General features: G+C 55.2%; 14 protein-coding genes. 2 read left to right on the top strand and 12 right to left on the bottom strand.

All coding sequences use genetic code 11. The features are described 5' to 3' along the window. Window positions 1–24: 24 nt before the first annotated feature. From petA to ACZ1HV_RS22885, 7 genes are all read right to left on the bottom strand, one after another. Window positions 25–588 carry a ubiquinol-cytochrome c reductase iron-sulfur subunit gene (petA, locus tag ACZ1HV_RS22915; RefSeq protein ID WP_298812569.1) on the bottom strand — a complete coding sequence of 188 codons (564 nt, stop codon included), beginning with the start codon at window positions 586–588 and terminating at the stop codon, window positions 25–27. 297 nt (window positions 589–885) lie between these two features. Further along, window positions 886–2,724: an ABC transporter ATP-binding protein gene (locus tag ACZ1HV_RS22910; RefSeq protein WP_298812572.1), complete on the bottom strand. Its 1,839-nt coding sequence runs from the start codon at window positions 2,722–2,724 to the stop codon at window positions 886–888. Between the two features lie 2 nt (window positions 2,725–2,726). Continuing rightward, a complete protein-coding gene (locus ACZ1HV_RS22905) occupies window positions 2,727–3,155 on the bottom strand; it encodes a hypothetical protein (protein ID WP_298812575.1) in 429 nt (142 codons plus the stop codon). Window positions 3,156–3,563: 408 nt separating this feature from the next. Beyond that, complete coding sequence (locus ACZ1HV_RS22900; protein WP_472716424.1) at window positions 3,564–5,447, bottom strand: putative bifunctional diguanylate cyclase/phosphodiesterase; 1,884 nt, start codon at window positions 5,445–5,447, stop codon at window positions 3,564–3,566. Window positions 5,448–5,578: 131 nt separating this feature from the next. Beyond that, on the bottom strand, window positions 5,579–6,898 hold the full coding sequence (locus tag ACZ1HV_RS22895; protein WP_298962743.1) for a methyl-accepting chemotaxis protein: 1,320 nt from the start codon (window positions 6,896–6,898) through the stop codon (window positions 5,579–5,581). Between the two features lie 157 nt (window positions 6,899–7,055). Further along, entirely contained in the window at window positions 7,056–7,457 is a 402-nt protein-coding gene (locus ACZ1HV_RS22890; RefSeq protein ID WP_298812586.1) for a DUF2177 family protein, read from the bottom strand. 96 nt (window positions 7,458–7,553) lie between these two features. Beyond that, on the bottom strand, window positions 7,554–9,407 hold the full coding sequence (locus ACZ1HV_RS22885) for an ABC transporter ATP-binding protein (RefSeq protein ID WP_472716423.1): 1,854 nt from the start codon (window positions 9,405–9,407) through the stop codon (window positions 7,554–7,556). A 160-nt stretch (window positions 9,408–9,567) separates the two neighbouring features. On the opposite strand from ACZ1HV_RS22885, the gene ACZ1HV_RS22880 reads away from it, so the two are divergent. Both ACZ1HV_RS22880 and hemF read left to right on the top strand, forming a co-directional pair. Then, entirely contained in the window at window positions 9,568–10,050 is a 483-nt protein-coding gene (locus ACZ1HV_RS22880) for a tRNA (cytidine(34)-2'-O)-methyltransferase (protein ID WP_472716422.1), read from the top strand. Window positions 10,051–10,091: 41 nt separating this feature from the next. Beyond that, the gene (gene hemF / locus ACZ1HV_RS22875) at window positions 10,092–11,018 is read left to right on the top strand and encodes an oxygen-dependent coproporphyrinogen oxidase (protein WP_472716421.1); all 927 of its coding nucleotides are present in this window, start codon (window positions 10,092–10,094) and stop codon (window positions 11,016–11,018) included. A 47-nt stretch (window positions 11,019–11,065) separates the two neighbouring features. Here the strand turns inward: hemF and ACZ1HV_RS22870 are convergent, their stop codons facing one another. The 5 genes from ACZ1HV_RS22870 to ACZ1HV_RS22850 form a co-directional block, all read right to left on the bottom strand. After that, a complete protein-coding gene (locus tag ACZ1HV_RS22870; RefSeq protein WP_472716420.1) occupies window positions 11,066–12,178 on the bottom strand; it encodes an HD-GYP domain-containing protein in 1,113 nt (370 codons plus the stop codon). 128 nt (window positions 12,179–12,306) lie between these two features. After that, complete coding sequence (locus tag ACZ1HV_RS22865; protein WP_298985462.1) at window positions 12,307–13,551, bottom strand: CCA tRNA nucleotidyltransferase; 1,245 nt, start codon at window positions 13,549–13,551, stop codon at window positions 12,307–12,309. 4 nt (window positions 13,552–13,555) lie between these two features. Further along, window positions 13,556–13,816, bottom strand: a complete 261-nt coding sequence (locus ACZ1HV_RS22860) for a DUF6111 family protein (RefSeq protein ID WP_298812602.1) — start codon at window positions 13,814–13,816, stop codon at window positions 13,556–13,558. After that, window positions 13,816–14,466: a CoA pyrophosphatase gene (locus tag ACZ1HV_RS22855; protein WP_298962753.1), complete on the bottom strand. Its 651-nt coding sequence runs from the start codon at window positions 14,464–14,466 to the stop codon at window positions 13,816–13,818. The genes ACZ1HV_RS22860 and ACZ1HV_RS22855 overlap by 1 nt, the downstream gene beginning before the upstream one ends. Before the next feature lie 24 nt (window positions 14,467–14,490). Then, on the bottom strand, window positions 14,491–15,105 hold the full coding sequence (locus ACZ1HV_RS22850; RefSeq protein ID WP_472716419.1) for a DUF1285 domain-containing protein: 615 nt from the start codon (window positions 15,103–15,105) through the stop codon (window positions 14,491–14,493). Window positions 15,106–15,157: the final 52 nt, after the last annotated feature.

Below are 15,157 nucleotides of genomic sequence, written 5' to 3'. Positions count from 1 at the left end.
GCTGTCTCCTAAAAATGTCTGCCGTTAGCCGATCTTGATCGTCGAGTCGCTAACGAACTCGAGCGGCGGAATCAGCAAATTCTCGGGAGCCGGGCCCTTACGGATACGGCCGGCAGTGTCATAGTGGGAGCCATGGCAAGGGCAGAACCAACCGCCAAACTCACCCGCGTCACCAATCGGAACGCAGCCAAGGTGTGTACAGATGCCGATCTGTACCAGCCAGTTTTCCTTGCCCTCAACACCACGGTTCGGGTCTGACGCATCCGCGTCGGCCGGAAGGTTGGCGTTTCGCGCCAGTTGGTCCGGCAAATCCGCGATCGGCACGGATTTGGCTTCGTCCACTTCCGTTTCAGTGCGGTTGCGGATGAATACCGGCTTACCGCGCCACTTAACCGTGATTGACTGCCCCTCTTCAACGGCAGACACATCAACTTCAATAGATGCCAATGCCAAGGCGGAAGCATCCGGGTTCATCTGATCTATGAACGGCCATACCAACGCGCCGGCGCCCACAACGCCCATTGCCCCGGTCGCGATGTAGAGAAAGTCACGGCGGTTCGGTTCTTCCGCATCCGTGTTGTGTGCCAAGGTCGCGTCCTCTTTTATGTTCAACCTGTACCGAAAGCCCACGCACGGTCCAAACCCTTCTGCCCCAGAAGGACCTCGGAACCATGCCGGGCTCTACGGAGACCGGGCGCCCTCAAACGCGCACCGATCAAGCGGTTTGTCTTTTTGCACCCTTCGAAACGCTTGTCCAGTTCAACAAACGCCCTAGAACGCATATGTCGCAGGCAAAACCGCTACCGCGTTTGTTCAGACCCTATTTTGGCACGGAGTGCAAGACCGGAAATGGATTTCCCGGCCCTGCTTTTTGTGACGGGACCACTAGGCTGCCTGAACGGGAGCCAGGAAGCCGCCCGACTGATGTTGCCAGAGCTGGGCATAAAGGCCATTCCGGTCAAGCAATTCCTGATGCGAGCCTTCCTCGATGATTCGGCCATTGTCCATGACTATCAGACGATCCATCGCCGCGATTGTCGACAGCCGATGGGCGATCGCGATTACGGTCTTGCCTTGCATCAGCTCGAACAGGCTTTCCTGGATGGCGATTTCCACTTCGGAATCAAGCGCGGAGGTTGCCTCGTCGAGCACCAGGATAGGTGCATCCTTCAAGAGCACCCGCGCAATGGCTATCCGCTGCCTTTGCCCGCCCGACAGCTTGACGCCGCGTTCACCGACATGAGCATCCAACCCGGCCCGGCCATTGAGATCAGTCAGACCACCCACGAACTCTAGCGCCTGGGCCTTGCCGAGCGCGGTCTCGACTTCTTCGCGGCTGACATCCGGCTTGCCGTAGGCGACGTTCTCGAAAATCGAACGATGAAGCAGCGATGTGTCCTGCGTCACCACTCCGACATTTGCGCGAATGTCATCCTGCAGGACACCGGCAATATCCTGCCCGTCGATCAGGATCTTGCCACGCTCCAGGTCGTAAAAGCGTAGCAGGAGATTGACCAAGGTCGATTTGCCCGCACCCGAACGGCCAATCAGACCGATCTTTTCGCCCGGTTGAATGGTCAAGGTAAGATCCTCGATCACACCGGACGCCTTGCCGTAGTGGAAGCCGATCCCGTCGAAACGGATTTCACCTGTTGGCACTTCAAGCGCAGTCGCCTCAGGCACATCCACAACGTCGCGCTCACGCGAAATGGTGTTGATGCCGTCCTGAACCGTCCCGATGTTTTCAAAGAGGCCAGAGACTTCCCAGAGAATCCATTGCGACATGCCCTGGATCCTCAGAACCAGCGCAACGGCAACAGCAATCTCTCCCGTGTTGACGGCTCCCGCCTGCCAGAGACTGATCGACATCCCCGCAACTGCGAAAAGAAGCAGCATGTTAAGTGTCGTCAGCGTGATGTTCATTCCAGTTACCAACCGCATTTGCAAAAACACGGTCTTTAGGAAGGTCATCATCGAAGTCTTTGCATAGTCCTCTTCTCTCGCAGCGTGTGAAAACAGCTTCACGGTCGAGATGTTGGTGTATGCATCCACCACGTGTCCCGTCATGACAGACCGAGCGTCTGCCTGTTCCCTGGAAACGTTTTTGAGCCGCGGTATGAAGATCCGCATCGTCACCAGATAACAGCCCAGCCAGGCCATAAATGGAATGGCGAAATAAGGACTGGCCTCAGCCACGACGAAAAGTGCTGCCACGAAGTAGACAATCACATAGACGAGAATGTCTGCAATCCTCGTGACAACCTCTCTGACGGCAAGAGCTGTCTGCATCAGTTTGTTGGCGATCCGCCCCGCAAAATCGTTTTGATAAAACGAAATGCTTTGGCGCAGCAGATAACGATGTACCCGCCAACGCACCGACATGGGGTAAGTCCCCATCAGGCCCTGATGAAACAGCATCTCCCAAACGGCGGAAACACCCGGCAGCAGCACCAGCACGACCAGCCCCATCCAGAGCAACTGCCGCCAATTGTCTTCAAAGAAAGTCTCTGCGTTCTCGGTGCTGAGCCAGGTGACCAGCTCGCCCAAGAACGTGAAGATCAGAACCTCCAGGACCGCGATGATCGCCCCCAAGACGGAGGCCGTGAGCAAAATGGGCCAAACTGGCTTGGTATAGTACCAACAGAAGGCCCAAAAACCCTTGGGAGGAACGTCGAGTTCTTCGTTTTCGAACGGATCAATGAGCTTTTCGAACCGATCAAACATGATCACCTCTCAGACCCGCTCAACCGTAACACAGTCAAATGCGCCATGGCATCTTCCTGTCCGACCGGTCTCGAATACGGGCGTATCAATCGGCCAGATGCAAATATGAGCATGCTGGCAACGAAACTTGTAAAGGCCAGAGCCAGGACAAAAGTGCCCCAGAAAAGCGCACCCAACTGACCCAGGAACGCGGTCGCGGTGAGTTGCTGGCCTGCGATTTCCAGAGCCTCAATCCGGCTCAGGTTGAAAAAGAGCACCGGGATGAAAAACAGCCCGGCAACTGCAAATGTAGTGCCCAGGAAAAGAGCTGCGGAGGCAGCTGTCCTTTTCAACCGCACAAGAATACCGGGATCCGGTTCTTCGGGAGGGGACACCTCGAAATCCGGACGGCCTGCCAATGCGGCCAGGTCCGGTGTGAATTGGACTGACATCGGATCGTCTCCGAAATGGGATTTGTCACTGGTGACGGCGGACATACATCGACAGCGTATGCAGCATTGGATCGGCTTGTGCCGGTCACCGCAGATCTTGGAATTATGAATGAGGACTGAGCGCGTCGCTAACGGAGGCGGACAGTAATCCCTGGGCAACCCTCAAGGGCGGCAAATGGGTGGATCATGCAATGATCTATCATGTAAGCCCTCCTGGTTGCGTGGCGCGGAAGCCACTTGTGACTTGGGAATGAGTCAACTTCTAGGAGCTGACTGAAAAAACAGGTACCCGCTTTTGCATCGATTGGGAAGTGAAAATCCGTCATTTCAGTGCACGATCAACGCAACTGTTGCGGATGAGACACAGATCTGACTACCCCTTCTCCGGCACGCTGCCAGAGCGCCGGATCACCCTTTGGCAATGGCCAAATCGGAATGAGCGCTTTCTTCCAGCTCGAATGTCATCACGTGCATTTCCGCCTCCCGCGGAGACACGGGAACGGAAACCACGCTGCCCTGGATCTGCTTGCATCCAAGCTCTCTCAGGACATCGACCTGCCGTGGCGTATCCACACCGACTGCGACAGTCTCCAGTCCGAATTGATCCGCAAGCCGAAGAACGGACTGTACAAGCTGATGCCGCTCGCAGTTGGCTTCCAGACCAGCAACGAGGTCCGGGCAGACTTTCATCACATTGGCCGCAACATGCAACAACTGGCCAGCACCACCATGCCCGCCGCCAAATCGATCAATGGCGACCTTGCAGCCAATCCCTTTCAGCGCCTCGATCGCGTCAAGAAGCCCATCTTTTTCGTCGAAACGGATGATTTTCTCATCGAGTTCCACGATAAGCGCTTCAAGCGGGATGCCCTTGTCGCCAGTCAGTTTTTGAAGCTCATCAATAAAGCCCGGAGATTTGAAGCTCGCCTGCGACAGGTTGAGCGCCATGGTGAAGGGCGAATTCGAAACCTCTCGCAGGTTACGGATCTCCGCAAGACCGCGCTTCAAGGCGAACATTTCGATCCTTGCTATGCGTTTCTGGTCTTCCTGGACCGACAGCAGTTTGACGGGGTCAACAAGACCTTCACTCGGGTGAAGCCAACGCGCATAAACTTCGTAGCCCACTATATTGCTCTCGCGAAAACAGTATTGAGGCTCCATCAGCAGTGTCAGATTGCCGTTTTCCAGATCCTGGTCGAGTTGCGCCATAACCATTCGGCGGTGGCGGTGCGTCGCGCCGACAGCATCCGAGTACCAGGCGACCCGGCCACGGCCGGTCTTCTTGGCTTCATAAAGAGCGATATCGGCCCAGTTTATAAGTGCCGACGCACTGACCTTAGCGGTGTCGGCCAGAACCAGCCCGACGCTGCCAGCCACACGCAAATTATGCCTGTCCACGGTGATCGGCCGTTCAAGGCCGCTCATGATCTTCTTGCCAAGACTGTCCAGCTCATCCGCACCGCTTGGTTCCGGTATCACCGCAATGAACTCGTCGCCGCCGATCCTCGCCACCAGCCCCTTGTCGCCGACCGCTGCTTGCAGAACCTTGGCGGCGTGCCGCAAGACGGCGTCACCTGCACTGTGCCCGTGGTTGTCATTGATATCCTTGAAGTGGTCGAGATCAAATTGGATGATCCCGAGCTTCCGGCCAGACCCGTTTTTCTCCTGCACGAGCTCCTGCAGATAAGTCGACAGCTTCGAGCGGTTGGCAACGCCGGTCAAATCGTCATGCTCTGCCTGGAATTTCAGCCTGTTCCGCGCATCTTCCAGTTCTTTGACGTGCTCAACCTGAGTTGTCACATCGCGGCAGATCAGGATGATTTTCGTCTGGTCCGGCGTTGCACCATCTACCACGGCAAATGTCAGCTGGTTCCAGAATATCTCGCCATTCTTGCGCTGATTCATGATCAGCTCCTCGACACCGGACTGAAATCGGGTCAGGTCGTACTTGAAGTTGTCGATCTCTTCAGCAGGCAGCTGCTTTTCGTCGGGCAGAATGAATTCTTGCGGTCGTCGTCCCCGAATTTCTTTTGAGCTGTAGCCTGTTATGCGGGAATAGGCAGGGTTTGACCACTCGATACGCCCATAAATATCCTGCATGACCAGGCCTTCATGAACATGCTCGACGACAAGCTGCAGGATGGCGGCATCGTTTCCGAAACCAGACAGGCTCTCCGCCTCGGGAAGCGCAGGCTTCCGCGTTCCCAATCGATAGGCGACGAGGAACACGACAACCGCTCCCAAGCAGAAAATCAGATACTGCGCTGGCGGCGACGCCAAGATCTCTGCCATGGTTTTCTTCGATTCAAAATATGCTCCGCATTAGTGTAAGGCATCAATCCTGAACCAATCTCTAAAAGAGCGCAGATTTACTTAAATACTGTCAATTTTAACTAGGAAAACTCTATAGATCGCAAGTAAAGTCAGACGGCCCTGACACTCTGGAGAAATTGGCCGACTTGCGATTGAAGGCTATCTGAGTAGTTGCCGAGTTCGGATGCAGCCGACAACATCTCTTCGGTAGCACTCTGGCTGATATTCATCACGCTACTCAAGGTGTTGACGTTGGCTGTGACAAGTTCTGAACTGCTTCGCGCCGCCATTGCATTGTCACCTATGTCCTGGCTTGCCGCTGACTGTTCCTCCACGGCATCCCGGATCTTTCCGGAAATTTCACTCACGCGCCCGATTGTTGCTGCAATCGACCTGATCGCTCCCTCGGAAAGTTCGGCCACTTCCTGCACGGAAGTCACTTGCGCAGAAATATCTTCCGTCGCCTTTGTGGTCTGTTCAGCCAGAGCTTTGACTTCATTTGCAACAACTGCAAAACCACGCCCTGCTTCGCCTGCACGTGCAGCCTCAATCGTGGCGTTCAAAGCCAGAAGATTTGTCTGACTTGCGATCTGGCTGATAAGTTCAACAATCTCTCCAATCGCACGTCCAGTCTCAGAAAGCCGCCCGACAACTTCATCGGTCTTTCGTGCCTCCTCAACAGCAGCGCTTGCAATTTCAGTCGCCTGATCGACATCTTCACGGACCCGAAGCAGCGAGCTGGAAAGACGTTCAGCCGATACCGTAACGCAGTCGACAGAACCGCCCGCCTCCGAAGTCGCCTGATACACTTCATTGACGGCAACCAGGGAGGAATTCACAGCTTCGCTCAGCTGGGCAGAATTGTTTTCAACGCTGCCCGCAGCTTTCGTCAGGCCGGCGACAACACCGATTACCGACTTTTCAAAATCATCGGCAACATCTTGCATCAGCGCTTTTCTTTCCTGGCTCATCGCATCCTGATGTGCCTGGTCCTGCCGTGCCTGCTCTTGTGCCTTCTCGACCAGATTGGCTCGAAATCCGGTCACCGATCTCGCAATCTTACCGATCTCGTCCGTTCGATTTTCCCCATCAATCCGGATATCGAGTTCGCCTTCAGACAGTTTGTCGAGCCCGTTTTGAAGGCGGCGAAGGGGCCGCGCGATGCCCAGCGCAAGCACCACGGCAATGCCGAGAAATGCCAGGCCAACCGGTGAAACGACCAGCCCGATCGTGATCATCTGGTCGAAAATAAGAGTGTCGATCTTTGAGACGACATTTCCGGACAAGAACTGCTCTGCTCCGGTCTTTGTTCCAATTTCCTGCAACAGCGCTTGCCGAAACACATAGAACGCAAATGCAGTGCCAGCCATCATGATCGCAGCGGCCGTGAAGACCATTGCGACAAACCGGCCCTTTATTGAGAGTGTCACGCTACTTCCCCGATTGAAATTCAGCAGGCGACGGTGGACCGCGGGATCGCGCCCAATCACCTCATGAGCGAGATACTACCGACATGCACGTAAAAATTCAGTAACGACCCAAGATGAGAACTAATACTTACACACCAAAGAAGCGCAACATCTCTGATCAAGTAACCAGACGCGTGAGAATGTAACCCATACCAGCGGAGAAAGCAGACAAAACAGTCCCCCATGAAACATCGACAACGACCACAATAACAGGCCAGTTTTTCAAAGTCGCATAATTGGTTACATCATAGGTCGCATAAGTAAAGAAGCCGAACAATGCCCCGTAAATGATTGCGGTCATAAGACTCTCACTCTTGAGAGCTGGCGCGACAGCGAAAATAACAATGCCTACAATATAAATAATGTAGAAAGCGCCTGCCGCCGCCATGTTCGGCTTGTCCATCAGGAGATGGCCAATTCGATCGAAATAGAACCGTGTCGCCACCTGCGACAACCACACATAATCCACCCCAAGGAAAACAAGAGCGGTTGCAAAATAGGCGATAACGTTCTGGAGCATCGAGACCTCTGAAGTTTTGAGCTCCTTGTACGCGAACTGCCAGACACCAGATCAGCCCGTGCTTCTTTGGCTCCAACACAACCCGTTGACCAGCGTTCAGCCGGTTTGCGGCTCTTCAATGAGAAAGCCGCCTGATTGCCGACGCCACAGTTTGGCATAGAGGCCGTCATCGTCAGCCAACAGCATCTCATGCGTTCCTTCCTGTAAAACCCTGCCCTTGTCCATGACAATCAGCCGATCCATTGCCGCAATCGTCGACAAGCGATGCGCAATTGCAATGACCGTTTTGCCTGCCATCAACCCCTGGAGGTTTTCCTGTATGGCAGCCTCCACTTCAGAATCGAGTGCGGACGTAGCCTCGTCCAGAACAAGGATCGGCGCATCCTTCAGCAACACTCGGGCAATTGCGATACGCTGCCTTTGGCCGCCAGACAGTTTGACACCCCGCTCTCCCGCGAAGGCATCAAATCCCTTGCGGCCACGCTGGTCTTCCAAAGACTGAATGAATTCGAAAGCGTGGGCCCGTTTGGTGGCTTCCGTGAGCTCTGCCTCGCTGGCATCGGGCCTGCCGTAGAGAATGTTTTCGCGGATTGATCTGTGAAGCAGTGAGGGGTCTTGCGTGACCATGCCAATAACATGTCGCACAGAATCCTGAGTGACGTCCCGAACATCCTGGCCGTCAATCAGAATACGACCCGCTTCTACGTCGAAGAAGCGGAGAAGGAGGCTTGTCAGAGTTGTCTTGCCGGCTCCGGACGGTCCAACCAATCCAACCCGTTCTCCTGGGGCAATGTTCAGATTGAGATGATCGATCACGCCACCCTTCTTGCCATAGTGGAAACGGATGCCCTCAAATTGAACCTTGCCTTCAGAAACGGTCAAATGCGGTGCATCCGGCCGATCGGACAGGGCAATCGGCTTGACAACGGTCTCCATGCTGTCCTGCAGGGAACCGAAATGCCGGAACAGACCGTTCAGTTGATTGAAGAAACGGTTCAACAAGATATTGAGACGCAGGATCAGGCTGAGCGCGAAGGCGACATGCCCGGTGCTAATTCCTCCGTCCTGCCAAATTTTCAGCGCCATCGCGGTAATCGCAACAATCATGACACCGTTGATCACGCTCATGACAATCCGAATGGAGGTCAACAGCCTCGTAAACGATGTCAGTTTTGCAATGAAGGCCTCAACCGCCGCCCGCGCTCCTCGGTTCTCTGTGAGCGTTGAACCGAAAAGTTTGACTGACTGAATATTGGTGTATGTGTCGACCAGCCTTCCTGTCACACCAGAATAGCTGTTGGCTACTGCTCTGGAGGCATCGCGTATGCGCGGGACGAAATACCGAGCGGTCACGGCGAAACACACGAGCCAAATCAAGACAATGCCGCCCAGCCTGATATCAAGATCCGCGACAAGTATCAGTGTGGTGAGCGCGTAAACGACAATGAACCAGGCAACCTGCAGAAGGTTGATCATAAAGTCGCCGGCGGACAGGCCCGACTGCATGACCTTTTGCGAAAGCCGGCCCGCCAGATCGTCCTGGAAATAGCTGAGGCTCTGCTTCATCACGCGCTTATGGCTCTGCCATCGAACCAGATTGAAAAAGCCTGGTACGATGGTCTGCTCTTCCAGTAGCGCCATAAGTGAATTGTTCAACGTACGCACGACCAGAACCACGAAGACCATGCCCAGCAGCGTCCAAAAATGATCGCTGAAAAAGGTTTCCCTGTTTCCGGTTTCCATAAGATCGACGATCTCACCCAGAAAATTAAAGATCGATACTTCGATAAACGCAGCTGTCCCGCCGAGAACGAGCATGGCCACAAATGGCCAGCGCACCTGGGAGACGAAGTAGACAAGCGCAGCGACGCCGCCCTTCGGGATATCCTTGTCAGGTGCGGGCCGAAATGGATCGATCCAGGATTCAAAGATGCGAAAGAGCGGGGACAACGAGGCACTCCATGGGCCGGGCGCGAATCTGTTTGATATCCTACGCGCCTGTCTGTCACATGGCCCAGACAAAATCGAAACCGATAAGCTCGCAGTCGCATGACAAAACAGACGACAGCTGTTAATCACCCTTCCCCGCTGCCCCAGAGACCTGGAACAAATGCCCGACATTGCCCTTTATCAGCCTGATATTCCGCAAAATACGGGGACCATTTTGCGATTGGCAGCCTGCCTGAACACGAAAGTCCACCTGATAGAGCCGGCGGGCTTTCCTATTTCTGACAGTGCACTCAGGCGTGCCGGGATGGATTATCTTGAGCGTGCAGCCATGACGCGGCACATTTCGTTTGCCGAGTTTGAAGCCTGGCGCACCGAGCGACGTGCACGCCTCGTGCTTCTGACAACGAAATCCGCAACGCCCTACACCGCGTTCGACTTCAAAGACGACGACATTTTGCTGATGGGCCGCGAAAGCAGCGGGGTTCCCGATGATGTGCATGCAAGTGCCGACGCCCGCATCATCATTCCGATGGCCGAAGGCATGCGCTCCCTGAATGTCGCCGTATCAGCAGGTATGGCTCTTGGTGAAGCCTTGCGACAGACAGGCACATTTCCTAAAAACCTCTCCGACGCTACTTCCTGAAGTCAGCACCAGTCAGCCGTCAACCAGTCAGGGCCAAATTCATGAACGCACCTTCACCGGAAAACCGTGGCGGACCCATCCCGGACGGCGTCGATCAGAAGAAGGCGGACGCGCCATTCTGGTTTCGGCAACTCAGAGACAGGATCTGCAAGGCATTTGAAGACCTGGAAGACGAAATCGGCGACAAGGGCGGCCCACTTTCGGGCCAACCCGCGGGCCGCTTCAAGCAGACACCCTGGGAGCGCACCGACAGCACCGGAGCAAAAGGTGGCGGCGGTGTCATGTCGCTCATGCACGGCCGGGTTTTCGAAAAGGTTGGTGTGCACATCTCGACTGTCCACGGAGAGTTCTCACCGGAATTTCGTGGCCAGATCCCTGGCGCAAGCGAAGATCCCAGGTTCTGGGCGTCCGGCATCAGCCTGATCGCGCACATGCACAATCCTCATGTGCCCGCCGTCCACATGAACACCAGAATGGTTGTGACAACACGTCAGTGGTTCGGCGGTGGCGCGGATCTGACCCCGGTCCTCGACCTGCGGCGCACGCAGCAAGACCCGGATACCGTCTCGTTCCATGAAGCCATGCAAGGTGCCTGCGAAGCACATGACGTCGCAGACTATCAGCGCTACAAGGCCTGGTGCGATGACTATTTCTATTTGAAACACCGCAACGAAGCGCGTGGCATAGGCGGCATCTTCTATGACTACCTGCATAGCGGAGACTGGGACGCGGATTTTGCCTTCACCAAGGATGTTGGGTTGGCCTTTCTGTCGGTCTATCCAGAACTGGTGCGCCGAAACTTTGAAAAACCCTGGAACGAAGAAGAGCGGGAAGAACAGCTGATCCGGCGCGGACGATATGTAGAATACAATCTGCTCTACGACCGTGGAACGATTTTTGGGCTCAAGACCGGTGGCAATGTCGCTTCTATTCTTTCTTCCATGCCACCCGTGGTGAAATGGCCCTGATCTCTAGAGCACATACATAAAATGATGCATCGCTTGCTGGATGTACCCTAGGCGGCCGAACCCCGGCGTACTTTCTGTTCAGAGCGGTTGAGCGCTCCAAAGCCATTGTCGAGCAGCATGCGCGCAAATGCGGACACCATCTTCTGATCCAGCTTCGGCCCCATATCCTGCAGCATTGAAATTGCAGTCCGCGCTGGAATGCCTTCCTTGTAGGCTCGTTCTTCCGTCAATGCCGTGAATATGTCGCAGATCGTAATGAGCCGAACCTTGGGCGAGATCCTCTCGCCTTTCAGACCATCGGGATACCCGGTTCCATCCAGATACTCATGATGCTGGATCGCCATCTTCTTTATGTCGATCGGCAGTTCAAGCCGCGGCTTCAGAATTTCCCGGCCGTATAAAGGATGCTTGTCAATGATGGCCCGCTCCTTTTCCGTCAGTTTGTCGGCTTTGTCCAGGATGGAGAGCGGAATGCGCGTTTTTCCGATGTCATGCACCAGACCACCGGCAACCACCTCTTCGCATTCCCCTTTCGACCAGCCCAGATGGTTGGCAAACATTCCGGCCAGACCGGCAACTTTCAAGGAATGACTATAGGTTGGGCTATGGTGCGAATTGACTGCCTCCATCCAGAAGGACAGACCTTCCTGCAACATCGCATTGAAGATTTCGCTTGCGCTGGTCTTCAACACACTGACCGGGATCTTTGTACCTTCAGCGCTTGCAAGACACATGTTTTCCAGAAAGACATTGCCCTTCTTGTAAGCCTCGACGGTTTTCTGCGGCATTCGTGCGGGCAGATCCTCCGCAATATCCTTTTGCGTGAGTGAAGTAAGCCGACGCAAGATGAGCGCCAAAGGCGTCTCCCGGTCCAGCATCTCAGACTTTCCAAGGGCTCCGGCCTGGATCACTTCCCGGCGGTTTTTCCTGGCAACGAAACAGATAACCGGGATCGCGGCAATGCTGCCCCATGCCGCCTTCAGCGCAATCAATCCGGCATCGGTTGCGTCAAGTAACTCCACGATTGCAATCTTGCCCTCACCGACCGTCCCTGGTGAAACCTTGTCCATGTCGATCAGACGGGCATGAAAAAACAACGGCAACCGCCTGACCGGTGACTCCATCGGGAGCGGACCATCCGAGATCAGAACAATTTCCATTACGGCCTCATCTAGAACCGGCAGACAATCGTCATGCGGTTACGCCATCACAAGATTGATGAAGTTTCTAAGGTCATATTGCCGGTATTTGCTTTAAAAAGCGCTAAATAGCTCAGATCCGGCGCTTGCTACGGCCTGGACGGCAAAATCCTGATCAGTTCGTCCTTGCCGAGCAAAAATCCACTGTCCCGCCATCTGATTTCAAGCTGATCAAGCAAGTCGCCAAGAGATGGCCCGGGTGCATGACCGCACGCGATCAGGTCGGCACCTTTGAGAGGAAACTTCGGCACTTCTGTAGTGCGCAGACCGGTCAGTCTGGTCGCAAAGCCGGATCCATCAGCCTGACTTTGCGCCAGCAAGGAGGCCCACCTGACAAGCAGTCCATCGACTGCTCCCTGCCGGCCAAAGTCATACAACAGCGCTTGGCAGGATGGGAAGACATCGGCCTGCCGGAGGCATTTCATCGCCTCCCAGGCTGTTTTCATGCGTTTGCGCTCCGCATTAGAGAGACGAAATCGATCACAGATACGTTCCAGATCCTCGTGCACGAAACCTGCCAACACCACCAGACCAACTTCCGGATCAAGCACCTCCGAAGCCTGATCCTCAAGGCTACGCAATGCATCGAAGTCGTTGATCCGTGCAAGACCGCCCGTCGCAATCTCCCAAAGCCCACAATCGTTCATAAGGCGAAGTGCACGTGCGGCCAATGGCGCTCGAAGAAGGCGGCGCATTTCATGACCGATGCGCTCAGCTGAAAGATGCCTCAGCCCCTCGCGTTGACGCAGGCATGCCCCTAATCCGGCCTCATCCATTTCGCCGGCACCATAGGCCGCGTAAATGCGAAAGAACCGCAAGATCCTCAGAAAGTCTTCCCGAATGCGCTGATCCGGGTCGCCGATGAACCTGACGCGTCGGTTTAAACAGTCATCGAGCCCACCAAGCGGGTCGTGTAGCAACCCGTGCCTGTCAACGTAAAGCGCATTGAGCGTGAAATCGCGCCGCTTGGCATCCTTGACCCAGTCCCGTCCGAAGACGACTCTGGCCTGCCGACCGAACGTTTCCACGTCTTCGCGAAGTGTGGTCACCTCATAGGGAACGCCATCACTGACAACCGTAATCGTGCCGTGATCGATCCCGGTCGCGATTGGCTTGAGACCTGCGGCCTCAGCACGCCCTATGACGTCCTGGGGCCGAGCGGTCGTGGCAATATCGATATCGGGAACCGGATGATCCAGCAACGTGTTGCGAATAGCGCCGCCAACCACCCGGGCCTGATCTCCATCCTGCTCAACAGCTGCAAAAACATTCTGGATGCCTTGCGACCGAAGCCAGTCTGCCTGCCGGAAAATGTTGTCAACATTCACCGCCATTTTTTCATTCATATCGGCCTGGAACAAATTGACCGTCGCGCATTTCAGACGGCCTCCAACTGGCTCCTTCCGGTGCCTGATTGTAGGAAGCCATGCCCACAAGGCCGCCGACGACGAGAACCAGACCTGTCAATGTCAGCCAGGCGATAGGGCCTTTGGACCAATTGCCGGGCCGATCTTTCTTGTTGCTCAGCCAAAGCCAAAGTGCATAGGCGAAGAAGGGCAAAAGGAACAACAGAAGGTGGGTAAGAAAAACACGTAGCATTAGCCATAAACCGTTTCGTAAAGGGACCGGATGATACCGGCGGTAACACCCCAGATGTATCGTTCGCCGTAAGGCATCTCATAAAAATAACGTCGTTTACCCTGCCACACGCGGCTTTGCTTGATGTGGTTGCCAGGATCCATCAGAAAGCCGAAAGGCACTTCGAAGACGTCTTCGACTTCATCAGGGTTTGCACGAAACGCGGTATCGGCGCCGATCATTCCGATCACGGGAACAACCCGGTAACCGGACCCGGTCAGATAGGGGGACAGCCGCCCGATCGGTGCGACACTATCAGGCTTCAAGCCGATCTCTTCATCTGCTTCACGCAGTGCCGCTTCAACAGGCCCGGCATCGGTTGGGTCGATTTTTCCACCCGGAAAGGCAACCTGCCCTGCATGCGATTTCAGATGTCCGGTACGCTGTGTCAGGACAACGCTCGGTCCGTCGTCGCGCGGCAGGATGCCGATCAGCACTGCGGCATCGCGCGGAGGCCCCTCCCAGCGTGCATACGGCCCAAGATCAGGGTTCAGAACATGGTCACCCGTGTCCTTGTCCGCATTGTCACTCTCCGCCAGCGAAAGACGCTGCTGCAACAATTCGGTGATATCCGCACAGGGCAATATATGGTTCAACGAAGACGCGGTCATGCAGTCAGACAGCCCATCTGCGGTTCAGTGCTCTTCAGATCCGCGCAAGAGGTCGGGCTCCAACGCAAAAAAAGCACCTCCGCTCCAGATCCCCAGCTCAGTTTCACTATCACTGCCCCGTTCTTCCATCATATCTGCCAGCTGATACATCAGCGCCCGCGTAAACAGCGCTTCCAGCCGACCTCTGACATGTACATAGGGTTTTAAGCCGCCGCTGTCCGGTTCTTTTTCAAATCTCAAGGGATGGTCGGGGCCAGCCTCGACGAGATCACCGAGATTTGTCCGAAGCGTCAACACCTGGTTTTCACCTGTTCCTTCAGCCGCCAGCTCGACGGCCAGGAAGGGGGCGTCCTCGACGGTGATACCGATCTTCTCAACCGGTGTGACCAGATAGTGCTTGTCGTCCTCATCCCTTCGAAGCACTGAGGCGAACAGTTTGACAAGCGCCTGCCGACCAATCGGCGAACCGAGGTAATACCACGTTCCGTCGCGGGCAATACGGATATCAAGATCACCGCAAAACGGCGGGTTCCACTTGTCGACCGGCGGCAAGGACCGGCCAGTCTTGTCAGCGCGGCTCATCAGGGCTTTCAGTCCCTCGGGCATTCCCTGGCCAACAGTTTTTGCTCCATCCGCCATTTGCAGAAAGTCCTTAAGTTGCCTTTGCATCAACACCGGGATTTTTGACAAT

Source organism: Roseibium sp. JB4-4 (assembly GCF_055693425.1).
Note: the sequence above shows the minus strand (reverse complement) of the source record. Positions and strands in the feature narration are given on the sequence as shown.

Bases quoted from the DNA above. Each gene is read 5' to 3' on its own strand.
- ACZ1HV_RS22910 (WP_298812572.1), bottom strand. From the start codon at position 2,724: ATGTTTGATCGGTTCGAAAAGCTCATTGATCCGTTCGAAAACGAAGAA.
- ACZ1HV_RS22905 (WP_298812575.1), bottom strand. From the start codon at position 3,155: ATGTCAGTCCAATTCACACCGGACCTGGCCGCATTGGCAGGCCGTCCG.
- ACZ1HV_RS22900 (WP_472716424.1), bottom strand. From the start codon at position 5,447: ATGGCAGAGATCTTGGCGTCGCCGCCAGCGCAGTATCTGATTTTCTGC.
- ACZ1HV_RS22890 (WP_298812586.1), bottom strand. From the start codon at position 7,457: ATGCTCCAGAACGTTATCGCCTATTTTGCAACCGCTCTTGTTTTCCTT.
- ACZ1HV_RS22880 (WP_472716422.1), top strand. From the start codon at position 9,568: ATGCCCGACATTGCCCTTTATCAGCCTGATATTCCGCAAAATACGGGG.
- hemF (WP_472716421.1), top strand. From the start codon at position 10,092: ATGAACGCACCTTCACCGGAAAACCGTGGCGGACCCATCCCGGACGGC.
- ACZ1HV_RS22870 (WP_472716420.1), bottom strand. From the start codon at position 12,178: ATGGAAATTGTTCTGATCTCGGATGGTCCGCTCCCGATGGAGTCACCG.
- ACZ1HV_RS22865 (WP_298985462.1), bottom strand. From the start codon at position 13,551: ATGGCGGTGAATGTTGACAACATTTTCCGGCAGGCAGACTGGCTTCGG.
- ACZ1HV_RS22860 (WP_298812602.1), bottom strand. From the start codon at position 13,816: ATGCTACGTGTTTTTCTTACCCACCTTCTGTTGTTCCTTTTGCCCTTC.
- ACZ1HV_RS22855 (WP_298962753.1), bottom strand. From the start codon at position 14,466: ATGACCGCGTCTTCGTTGAACCATATATTGCCCTGTGCGGATATCACC.
- ACZ1HV_RS22850 (WP_472716419.1), bottom strand. From the start codon at position 15,105: ATGGCGGATGGAGCAAAAACTGTTGGCCAGGGAATGCCCGAGGGACTG.